The sequence below is a fragment of the Burkholderia sp. Ac-20349 genome (assembly GCF_017104865.1).
Taxonomy (GTDB): Bacteria; Pseudomonadota; Gammaproteobacteria; order Burkholderiales; family Burkholderiaceae; genus Burkholderia; species Burkholderia aenigmatica.
The window spans coordinates 18,281-29,079 of sequence record NZ_JAAGPM010000100.1 but is presented as its reverse complement, the minus strand read 5'-3'; the positions used below and the strand labels follow the sequence as shown (position 1 = coordinate 29,079).

General features: G+C 67.6%; 10 protein-coding genes and 1 tRNA gene. 1 reads left to right on the top strand and 10 read right to left on the bottom strand.

Annotated features, from left to right (window positions below):
* The first annotated feature begins 67 nt into the window (after positions 1-67).
* Positions 68-1,204 (top strand): rod shape-determining protein RodA, encoded by a 1,137-nt coding sequence (gene rodA / locus G3N61_RS27135; RefSeq protein WP_205824032.1) that lies wholly within the window; start codon positions 68-70, stop codon positions 1,202-1,204.
* A gap of 98 nt (positions 1,205-1,302) precedes the next feature.
* Here the strand turns inward: rodA and G3N61_RS27130 are convergent, their stop codons facing one another.
* The 10 genes from G3N61_RS27130 to rsmB all read right to left on the bottom strand — a co-directional run bounded on the left by G3N61_RS27130 (position 1,303) and on the right by rsmB (position 10,684).
* Entirely contained in the window at positions 1,303-2,079 is a 777-nt protein-coding gene (locus G3N61_RS27130) for a tetratricopeptide repeat protein (protein WP_205824031.1), read from the bottom strand.
* The gene (locus G3N61_RS27125) at positions 2,076-2,861 is read right to left on the bottom strand and encodes an aldolase/citrate lyase family protein (RefSeq protein WP_043184733.1); all 786 of its coding nucleotides are present in this window, start codon (positions 2,859-2,861) and stop codon (positions 2,076-2,078) included. The genes G3N61_RS27130 and G3N61_RS27125 overlap by 4 nt, the downstream gene beginning before the upstream one ends.
* Positions 2,862-3,170: 309 nt before the next feature.
* Complete coding sequence (gene queD / locus G3N61_RS27120) at positions 3,171-3,623, bottom strand: 6-carboxytetrahydropterin synthase QueD (RefSeq protein WP_089451443.1); 453 nt, start codon at positions 3,621-3,623, stop codon at positions 3,171-3,173.
* 18 nt (positions 3,624-3,641) lie between these two features.
* Positions 3,642-4,274: a 7-carboxy-7-deazaguanine synthase gene (gene queE, locus G3N61_RS27115; RefSeq protein ID WP_043184735.1), complete on the bottom strand. Its 633-nt coding sequence runs from the start codon at positions 4,272-4,274 to the stop codon at positions 3,642-3,644.
* Positions 4,275-4,358: 84 nt separating this feature from the next.
* Positions 4,359-5,093 carry a 7-cyano-7-deazaguanine synthase QueC gene (queC, locus tag G3N61_RS27110; RefSeq protein WP_043184736.1) on the bottom strand — a complete coding sequence of 245 codons (735 nt, stop codon included), beginning with the start codon at positions 5,091-5,093 and terminating at the stop codon, positions 4,359-4,361.
* A gap of 369 nt (positions 5,094-5,462) precedes the next feature.
* Positions 5,463-5,538, bottom strand: a tRNA-Phe gene (locus G3N61_RS27105).
* Between the two features lie 61 nt (positions 5,539-5,599).
* Entirely contained in the window at positions 5,600-6,301 is a 702-nt protein-coding gene (gene esaR, locus G3N61_RS27100) for a response regulator transcription factor EsaR (protein WP_043184737.1), read from the bottom strand.
* Positions 6,302-8,716: a sensor histidine kinase EsaS gene (gene esaS, locus G3N61_RS27095; RefSeq protein WP_205824030.1), complete on the bottom strand. Its 2,415-nt coding sequence runs from the start codon at positions 8,714-8,716 to the stop codon at positions 6,302-6,304.
* Positions 8,706-9,296 carry a DUF4390 domain-containing protein gene (locus tag G3N61_RS27090; RefSeq protein ID WP_043184739.1) on the bottom strand — a complete coding sequence of 197 codons (591 nt, stop codon included), beginning with the start codon at positions 9,294-9,296 and terminating at the stop codon, positions 8,706-8,708. The genes esaS and G3N61_RS27090 overlap by 11 nt, the downstream gene beginning before the upstream one ends.
* Entirely contained in the window at positions 9,293-10,684 is a 1,392-nt protein-coding gene (gene rsmB, locus G3N61_RS27085) for a 16S rRNA (cytosine(967)-C(5))-methyltransferase RsmB (RefSeq protein WP_205824029.1), read from the bottom strand. Before rsmB ends, G3N61_RS27090 begins: the two co-directional genes overlap by 4 nt.
* Positions 10,685-10,799: the final 115 nt, after the last annotated feature.

The window sequence follows — 10,799 nt, the reverse complement described above, 5'->3', positions numbered from 1 at the left end:
CGCGCTGATCGAACTCGACGGCTCGCTCGGCTTCCACGGCTGGCAATGGCTGTTCGTCGTCGAAGGCATCCCGGCGATCCTGCTCGCGTTCGTCGTGTGGACGCGCTTGCCGGACCGCCCGAGCGCCCTCATCGTGTTCCTGCTGCTGTGCGTCGGCATCGTCACGCTGTACAGCGCGGCGATCGACATGCCGGGCCGCGTCGAGGACCAGTTGCGCAACATCCTGCTGACGTTCGTGCTGATGTGGGTGATCGCCAACATCCCGCCCACCACGCTGATGCGCTTCGCGGTCCCGCTCTACACGTTCGGGGTCGCGCTGCTGGTCGCGGTCGCGCTGTTCGGGATGACCAAGAAAGGCGCAAAGCGCTGGCTGAACGTCGGCGTCGTGATCCAGCCGTCGGAAATCCTCAAGATCGCGACACCGCTGATGCTCGCGTGGTACTACCAGCGCCGCGAAGGCGGGGTGCGCTGGTACGACTTCGTCGCCGCGTTCGGGATCCTGCTGGTGCCGGTCGGGCTGATCGCGAAGCAGCCCGACCTCGGCACGGGCCTGCTCGTGTTCGCGGCCGGCTTCTTCGTGATCTACCTCGCCGGCCTGTCGTTCAAGCTGATCGTGCCGGTGCTCGTCGCGGGCGTGATCGCGGTCGGCTCGATCGCCGTGTTCGAAGAACGCATCTGCCAGCCCGAAGTGCAGTGGCCGCTGATGCACGACTACCAGAAGCACCGCGTGTGTACGCTGCTCGACCCGACCTCCGACCCGCTCGGCAAGGGCTTCCACACGATCCAGGCCGTGATCGCGATCGGCTCGGGCGGCGTGCTCGGCAAGGGCTACCTGAAAGGCACGCAGGCGCACCTCGAATTCATTCCGGAAAAGCACACCGACTTCATCTTCGCGGTGTTCTCCGAGGAATGGGGGCTCGTCGGCGGGCTCGTGCTGCTGACGCTTTACATGGCGCTGATCGCACGCGGGCTCTATATCGCCGCGCAGGGCGCGACGCTGTTCGGCCGCCTGCTCGCGGGCTCGCTCACGCTCGCGTTCTTCGTCTACGCGTTCGTCAACATCGGGATGGTGAGCGGCGTGCTGCCGGTCGTCGGCGTGCCGCTGCCGTTCATGAGTTATGGCGGCACCGCGCTCACGACGCTCGGCATCGCGATCGGGATGATCATGAGCGTCGGGCGGCAGCGGCGGCTGATGAAGAGCTGACCGCGCGGCACCCATCGCAGAACGAAAAACGGCGCCTCGGCGCCGTTTTTTTCGTCCACGCATGTCGAACGCAGCCGCGCCGCAACGCGCTTCCCTGCTCACGGCGGCGGCGCATGCGCCCCGCCTGGCTCCGCGCCGGCACCCGATGCCGGCCCCTGCGCCTTCAGCCGCGCGCTCAGCTCCTTGAATTTCAGCCCGGCCGTCTCGTCGCCCTGCGCGGCCGCCGCCGCGTAATACGCGCGCGCGATGTTCAGGTTCTGCGCGACGCCGTCGCCGCCGCGCTCGTAGAACGACGCGGTCACGTACTGCGCGGTCGGCTCGCCCGCGTCGGCAGCCTGCTTGTACCACGCGAACGCCTGCCGGTTGTCGCGCGGCGTGCCGCGCCCGTCGAGGAACTGGTTCGCGAGCGACAGCTCGGCCTGCACATGCCCCTGCTTCGCCGCCCGCAGGAACCAGCGATGCGCTTCGGCCGGATTACGCGCGACGAACTCGCCGTCGTCGAGCATCCGGCCATACACGTACTGCGCATGCGACATGTTCGCGTCGGCCGCGCGCTTCAGCCAGCGCAGCCCTTCGTCAACGTTCGCCGTCACGCCTTCGCCCGTCAGCAGCATCATCGCGTAGTTGAATTGCGCGAGACGGTCGCCGCGCTCGGCCGCGTCGTGGAACTGCACCAGCGCCGCACGATAGTCGCCGGCGTTGTAGTCGGCGACCGCCGATTGCGTCTCGTGCGACGGATCGGGCTTCGCTTGCGGCGCGCCCTGCGCAGCGGCCGCGATACACACGGCCCACAGGCCGAGCATCGCGCCAACCTGCCCGCGCACCCCGATCGCGCCCCGTGCGCGCCCACGGCACGCGCCATCGCCACCGTTCATGACCGTACCTCCTGCAGCGCCTGCCGCGTGGCACGCAACAGCCAGGTTACGTCGGCCGACAGCGTGATCATCCGGTAGCCGGCCTCGCGATACTGGCGCGCGGCCGCCGTGTCGCCCGCGAAGATGCCGACCGCGACGCCGGCCTGCCGGCCGGCCGCGAGCACGCGCGCCATCGCGATTTCGACGTCCGGGTGGCGGATGTCGCCGAGATGCCCGAGGCTCGCCGCGAGATCGGCCGGGCCGACGAACAGGCAGTCGACGCCGGGCAGCGCCGCAATCCGCTCGACTTCGTCGACGCCGCGCGCCGATTCGATCTGCACGATCACCGCGACCTGCGCGTTCGCCGTCTGCACGTAATCGCGGCGCATGCCGAACGCCGCCGCGCGGACCATGCCCGCGACACCGCGCAGCCCGTCCGGCGATTCGGGCGACGGATAGCGCGTCAGCCGCACCGCATGCGCGGCGTCGTCCGGCGTCTCGATACCGGGAAACATCAGCGTGCGCGCGCCCGCATCGAGCGCGCGCTTCACGAGCCACGGTTCGCGCGCCGGCACGCGCACGACCGGCTCGCTCGGCAGATGGGCGGCGGCGATCGCGCGCAACTGCGATGCAACATCGCGGCTGTCGTTCGGCGCGTGCTCCATGTCGATGCAGAGCCAGTCGTAGCCGGCATGCGCGAGCGCTTCCGCGGCCGAGTCGCTGCCGAGCGACAGCCACAGGCCGTACAGCGGCTCATCGCCGTCGCGCAGGCGTTGTTTGAGGGAATTGGTGAGCGTGCTCATCGATACGGCCTCCTGGACGGAACGGCAATCGAACGGGACAAGCAACGGGCAAAGCGGAGCGCGACACGCCGCGCAGCGAAGCACGGCGGCGCCAGGACCGGGCCCTGGAACCTTGGTCGGCCGTGGGCGGCCGATCTGACAGCGCCGGCCGCGCGATGGCGCACGGCTGCGTTTTTCGGCGCCACGCAACGATCATAGCGCGGCGTTACGCGGAATGTGGAAACGGACGGGGAGCGAGACGGGGAAGCCGCGGGATGCGGCGTCGGCAGGCAGCCCGCGCCGGCTGGCGGGGCTGCCCGGAAGGCGGGATCAGCGGCCGGGCTGGCGCTCGACGTCGGCCCAGCAGTTCGGCGTTTCGTACAGGCGCACGCGCTCGAGCCGCAGGTTCACGCCGTAGTGCGCGTCGTACACGCTTGCGAGGATGTCGAACGCGATCGCCGCGAGGTTCTCGACGGTCGGGATCCGGTCGATCACGACCGTCTTGTGGTCGGCCATCTGCTCGAGGAACGAGCGCACGACGTCGTCGCGCGCATAGACCAGGAACGCATGGTCCCACTTGCCGACCAGGTGCTCCATCGCAAGCGCCTTCACGTCGGCGAAATCCATCACCATGCCGCGGTCGGGCGCCCCCTCGGTATCGACGAGATCGCCGCGCAGCGTGACTTCGAGCACGTAGCGATGACCATGCAGATTCCGGCACTGGCTGCGGTGATCGGGAATGCGGTGGCCCGCGTCGAATTCGAGTTTTCGGGTAATCAGCACGATGTCAAAAGCCGTGGCTCAGGGAATGTTCAGATATTTGTGGGTCTGCATCGACAGCCGCCACTGCGGATGACGCTTGCACCAGTCGATCGCGAGCTTCGTGTTGAGGTCGCGCGACGGGCCGTCCATCGGCTGGACGAGGAAATACTCGAAGTCGAGCTTCGCGTACTCGGCCAGCCGCTGGTTGTCCTGCGGGATCACGACCTTCAGTTCGTTGCCCTTCGTGACGACGAGCGGCGCATCGGCCTTCGGGCTCACGCAGATCCAGTCGATCGATTCGAGCACCGGCAGCGAGCCGTTGGTCTCGATCGCGATCTCGAAGCCGGCCGCGTGCAGCGCGTCGACGAGCGGCTGGTCGAGCTGCAGCATCGGCTCGCCACCCGTGCAGACGACGAAGCGGTGCGCCTCGCCCTCCGGCCACAGGCCGGCGATCGTCGCGACGAGCGCTTCGGCGTCCTTGAACTTGCCGCCGTTCTCGCCGTCGGTGCCGACGAAGTCGGTATCGCAGAAGCGGCACACGGCCTCCGCACGATCCTCTTCGCGGCCCGACCACAGATTGCAGCCGGCGAACCGGCAGAACACGGCCGGCCGGCCCGCGTTCGCGCCCTCGCCCTGCAACGTGTAGAAGATTTCCTTGACCGCGTAAGTCATCGTGCTTCGTCCGGCTCGCGCCGCTCGTTATCGATCAAAATCCGGATCGGAATCCGTTGTTCATTCACCGTGCCGCGGCGCGCTTCACAGCGGCGCTTCGGTCACGCGTTCGCCCTTCAGGTACGCCTCGTAGCCGCGCTTGCGCAGCTTGCAAGCCGGACATTCGCCGCAGCCGAAGCCCCACTCGTGCAGTTCCGCGCGCTCGCCCACGTAGCAGGTGTGCGTCTCGACGCGGATCAGTTCGACGAGCGCCTCGCCGCCGAGCTGTTCGGCGAGCTGCCAGGTTTGCGCCTTGTCGAGCCACATCAGCGGCGTCTCGAGCACGACGCGCGTGTCCATCCCGAGGTTCAGCGCGACCTGCAGCGCCTTCATCGTGTCGTCGCGGCAATCGGGATAGCCCGAGAAATCGGTCTCGCACATCCCGCCGACCAGCACGCGCAGCCCGCGGCGATAGGCGATCGCCGCGGCGATCGTCATGAACATCAGGTTGCGGCCCGGCACGAACGTGTTCGGCAGGCCGTTCGCCGCCGTCTCGATCTCGATCGTGCGCGTCATCGCGGTATCGCTGATCGCGCCGAGCACCGACAGGTCGATCATGTGATCGTCGCCGAGCCGGTCCGACCAGGCGGGAAAATCACGCTTCAGCGCTTCGCGCACGCCTTCGCGACATTCGAGCTCGACGCGATGGCGCTGGCCGTAATCGAAACCGAGCGTCTCGACCGTCTGGTAGCGTTCGAGGGCCCATGCCACGCACGTGGCCGAGTCCTGCCCGCCGGAAAACAACACGAGCGCGCCGTCTTTAGCGTCTGTCCGAATCACCGTGATACTCCGTGAATGTGTAGGCTCGCGTCGCGCTGCGCCCCGGGGCCGGCTGCCGCCGGGCGGCCCGACGCGTGCCGGCCTGGGCCGGCTCGACCAGTATAGGCAGCGCAATCGGCCGCGAACGCGGCGGAGCGCTTATACCGCCCATCGCGCGGCATCGTTGCCGCGCGCCACGGCGCCACCACGCTGGCAGCCTGCCGTGCGCATGAAGCGATGCGCTAAGTTATTGAGCGGGCACGGATTTTATCATGCCCACACGAATGCTGCCGGGCAGCCGCCCCACACCACTCCGCTTGCCACTCACCACGCAAACCCCACCACAAACGAAAAACCCCAAGAACCTTCCGATTCTTGGGGTTTTAATTCTGGTGGCCTGGGACGGAATCGAACCATCGACACGCGGATTTTCAATCCGCTGCTCTACCAACTGAGCTACCGGGCCAACGAAGAAGAGAAAGTATAGCGACCCTTCTTCACTTGAGCAAGTACTTTCGCAAAATATTTTATACGGCGCCTTCGGACGGCTTCTTGCCGAGCTCGACACCGAGCTGCTTGAGCTTGCGATACAGATGCGTGCGCTCGAGGCCCGTCTTCTCTGCGACGCGCGTCATGCTGCCGTTTTCGCGTGCGAGATGATACTCGAAGTACGCACGCTCGAACGCATCGCGCGCTTCGCGCAACGGGATGTCGAACGGGATCGCGGCCGTCTGGCCCGCGAGGCCCAGTGCCGAAGCCATGTCTTCGCCGAGCGTCGGCAGCGCGGCCGCGGAGGCAACCGCCGCGGGCCCTGCCGCCTGCCCCGCGCCGACCTTCGCCGCCGCGTTCGCGGACACCGGCGCCGCACCGCGTGCGAGGCCGTGCTCGACGGACTTCAGCAGCTTCTGCAGCGCGATGGGCTTCTCGAGGAAATCGAGCGCGCCGATCTTCGTCGCCTCGACGGCCGTATCGATCGTCGCGTGCCCGGACATCATGATCACGGGCATCGTCAGCAGCCCCTGCGCCGCCCACTCCTTGAGCAACGTCACGCCGTCGGTATCCGGCATCCAGATATCGAGCAGCACGAGATCGGGCGCCTGATTCAACCGGTATTCCCGCGCGGCCTGCGCGTTCTCCGCCGCCTCGACGACATGTCCTTCATCGCTGAGGATCTCCGAGAGCAATTCCCGGATGCCCATTTCATCATCTACCACCAGGATGGTTGCCATTTACGCTGCCTTTGTCTGCTCACTTGCTTTTGTCTTGGCGGGGGCCGCCCCGTCCTGCACGCCCGATTCGGCGCCTGGCGCATCGCTCGCCATCTGCAGGAACAGGATCGACACCTGCGCACCCTCGACGGTCTCGCCGTGCATGCGATTGCGCAGATCGATCCGCGCACCGTGCTCATCGACGATTTTCTTGACCGTGGCCAACCCCAGCCCCGTGCCCTTCGCCTTCGTCGTTACGTAAGGCTCGAACGCGCGGGTCAGGATGCGCGCCGGAAAACCGGGCCCGTTGTCGGACACGGTAAGACGTACCGCGACGCGCGTTTTGCCCTCGGCGTCGGGATCGCCATATTCTACTGTCTTGGTTTCGATCAACACACGCGGATGCGCCGACTCCGCGACCGAATCCTGCGCATTCTGCAGCAGGTTGTGAATCACCTGGCGCAGTTGCGTCGCGTCGCCGCGTATCACCGGCAGCGACGGCGCGAGTTCGGCGACGATCGCGCTCTTGCCTTCGCCGACACCGTACAGCCCGAGCACCTCGCTCGCCAGTTCGTTCAACTGCAGATTCGAGAGCACCGCCGGCGGCGTGCGCGCGTATTCGCGGAAATCGTCGACCATCCGCTTCATCGCGGCCACCTGGTTGACGATCATCGTCGCGCCGCGCTTGAGCACATCGGCGTCGGGCGGGTCGAGCTTGTCGGACAGTTTCATCTGCAGCCGCTCCGCCGACAGCTGAATCGGCGTCAGCGGATTCTTGATCTCGTGCGCGAGCCGGCGCGCGACCTCGCCCCACGCGACCGAACGCTGCGCGGAAATCACGTCGGAGATGTCGTCGAATACGACAACGTAACCGGACGTCTGCGGATCGTCGGCCTGCCCCTCGACGGTCGACACGAGGCGCGTACCGCGCACGAGCAAAGTCAGCGGATCGGCTTCGCCCGGCACCTCAATCGCGAACTGCTGCTGCCAGTGGCCGCGATCGCCGCTGCCGCCGTCGGACGCTGCTTCGCGATCGGCGAACGCCTTGCGCACCATCGCGCCGAACCCGGCGGCCATGCCGATCCGGTCGAGCGTCGTGCCGATCAGCGCGTTGAACGGCTGTCGGAAGATCCGCTCGGCGCCGCGATTGGCCGTCGTCAGCCGGAACTGGCGGTCGAGCACGAACACGCCGGCCGTCAGGTTCGCGAGGATGCTCTCGAGATACGTCTTCGAATGCTCGAGCGCGACGCGGTTCTTCTCGACCGCGAGCCGCGCCTCGGACAACTGGCGCGTCATCGCGTTGAACGACTGCGTGAGGAAGCCGAGCTCGTCGCGCGTCTTGATCTCGCGCTTCGGCGTGTAGTCGCCTTCCGCGACCTCCTTCGTGCCCTGCGCGAGCAGGAACAGCGGCCGCGCGAGCTGCTGGCCGAGCGCGAGCGCGAGCATCATCGCGATGAAGGTCGCGAGGAACAGCGCGAGCGTCAGCGTGCCGATGTACATCTTGCGCAGCCCCGTACGGCCGAGCGCCTTTTCCTGATACTCGCGATACGCGCGCTGCACCGCGTCCGCGTTGTGGGCAAGGGTGGGCGGCACCGGCTGCGTGAGCTGCAGGAAGCGTTCCGCCGGCTGCAGCAGCGACGTCGTTGCGTCGGGAATCGGCCGCACGACGCGCAACCGCAGCGCGCCCTTCGCGCCGTGCGCGCGCGGGTCGCCGTCGACTTCGCCCTCGATCGCCGCATACGCGCCATGTTCGCGCGCCTGGTTCAGCATCAGCGGCGTCGGCAGGTCGTCCGGAATCAGCGCCGCGAAATTGCCCGATGCCTGCGCAACGATGTGCAGGTCGGGCGCCGCACCCGAGCCGCCGCGGCTCGGCTCGACGATCGTCGCGTCCTGCACGCCGAACTGGTCGCGCAGCCGCAGCAGCGTGAGCGTCGTGCCGTTCGTGTTCGCATCGACGCTCGCGAGCTGGTCGGACATCAGCCGCGCCTTCGTCTGCAGATCGGACAGCGACGCGTCGAGCATCCCGCGGCCGAGGTTCAGGCCGGCCGTCAGCGCCGTCTCGACGTTCACGTCGAACCACGACTCGATGCTGCGCGACACGAACTGGTACGACACGATGTAGATGATCCCGCCCGGCACCACGCCGACCAGCGCGAAGAACACCGCGAGCTTCGCGAGCAGCCGTGTGCCGAACTTGCCCTTCCTCAGGCGCACGACGATCATCCCGATCAGCCCGAGCACCACGAGCAGGAACACGAGGGCGACGACGATGTTCGTCGCGTACAGCCACGAGTAGTAGCGGTCGAAGAATTCGGTGTTCGCGCTCGCGGCTGCGAGCAGCACGAGCAGCAGCAGCGCGGTAAGCGCGACGGTCGAAACGATGACGCGAACGAGGAGGCTCTTCCCGCTGGCCGCGCGGCGCACTTTATTTAGCACGTTCGGTCACCGTGAAGTTGAAGCGCTTCCAGTCCGACCCGAGCGTCCAGTCGCGGTTGTTCACGGCGTCGACCTGGAACGGCTTCGGCATCAGCGCCGTATCGAGCTGCATCCGCACCGATGCCGTGTAGGTTTCGCCCGAGCGCACCTGGTTGCGATCGATCACGTGCCACGACGTGATGTGCCGGACGACGGCGAGCGCGTCCTTCAGCGACGGGAAGCCGAGCTGCAGGCCGCCCGTCGACACGCGATACTCGCGCGTGAGCGGCTGGAACGACAGGCGGATCGTCTGCGTCACCGCCACCGGCTGCTCGTCGAACCAGTACCAGCGCGCACGGCTCAACTCGAAGTCGGTCGTGAAATACAGCGGAATGCCTTTGTTGACGGCATCCTCGAGGTTCGGGTTCAGCTCGAAGTCGAAGCGGGCGTCGAGGCTCCAGCCGCTTCCGTCGGACTGGAGCGACGCGCGCTGCACGGCGATCGACTCGGCATGCGCCGGCCGGACGACGGCCAGGCACAGCGTCAACGCGACCATCAGGACGGCCGCGAGCCGAAGTGGAAAAAGGTGTTTGATCGTCACCGTTTCTGAAACCGCGCGTAGAAAAATCCGTCGTGATCGGTGTTGTGGTCGAGTGCGCCGGCGGTCGCCCCTCCCTGCATGCTGCCCGGCAGCAGCTGGCCGGGGGCGTCCAATCGTACCGCATCTTCACAGGCCGCTTCAAACCAGCGGGCCTGCAACTCCCCTTCTTCCGGGAAGACCGAACAGGTCACGTAAAGCAGTTCGCCGCCCGGCTTCACGAGCGGCCACAACGCCGACAGGATGCGGCGCTGTTCCGCGACCAGCGCCGGAATGTCGGCCTCGCGGCGCAGCCAGCGAATGTCGGGGTGCCGACGCACGATGCCCGACGCCGAGCACGGCACATCGGCCAGGATGCGGTCGAACGGACGCCCGTCGTACCACGCGTCGGGCGCACCCGCATCGCCGACGCGCACGTCCGCTTCGAGCGACAGCCGCACGAGGTTCTCGCCGATCCGTGCCGCACGCGCCGCGTCGCTTTCCAGCGCAACGACTTCCGCATCGGCGAGTTCGAGAATATGGCCGGTCTTGCCGCCGGGCGCCGCGCATGCGTCGAGCACGCGCATGCCGTCGCGCGCGCCGAGCCATTCCGCTGCGAGCTGCGCACCGGCGTCCTGCACCGACACGACGCCGTCGGCAAACCCCGGAATGCGATCGACCGGCAGCGCCGACGCGAGCCGCACCGCATGCCGGCCGATCGCGGTCGCTTCGATCCCGTTCGCGCGCAGCGTATCGAGATACGCGTCGACGCTCGCGCGGCGCGCATTCACGCGCAACGTCAGCGGCCCCTGGCGCTCGCCGGCCGCGAGGATCGCCTGCCATGCGTCGGGCCATGCGCGCTTCACCGAATCGACCCACCACGCGCGGTAGTTCCAGCGCGCGACGACATCGTCCTGCAGCGCCGCGACGAGCGCGTCGCGCTCACGCAGGAAACGACGCAACACCGCGTTGACCATGCCCTTCGCGAACGCGTATTCGCGGCGTGCGCCAATCACGGTCACGGCCTGGTCGACCACCGTGAACGCCGGATACGCGGCCTCGTCCGGCGGGTCGAGCAGCAACGCGAAGGCACCGGCGAGCACCGCGTGCACGTGCGCGGACGGTGCCTTGCTGATGAGCCGGCCGATCAGCCAGTCCGCGCTGCCGAGGCGACGCATCGTCCGATACGCGACGTCCTGCGTCGCCCCGCGCCCGAGTGCCTGCGCACCGGACGGCATCTGCGCGAATACCGTCGACAGCGCTGCCGGCAACGCGGTGCCGCGCCGCACCGCATCGACCGCCTGCGCGGCCGCGTCGAGCGCGAAGCCGAGCGAATCGGGCGCGAGGTGCAGCGCGGACAGGCGCGCCGGGCGGCCGGAAGAAGACGGAGCGGTAGAACGGGTTCGTGTCATCGGAGCAAATTCGGCAAACAAGCGCGGCAAACAAATACGGCAAACAGCAGAATCGCGGCGCTCGCGTGGCCCTGCGATCCCAAACCGGGCATTGTAGCGTGCGACGCAGCAGGCC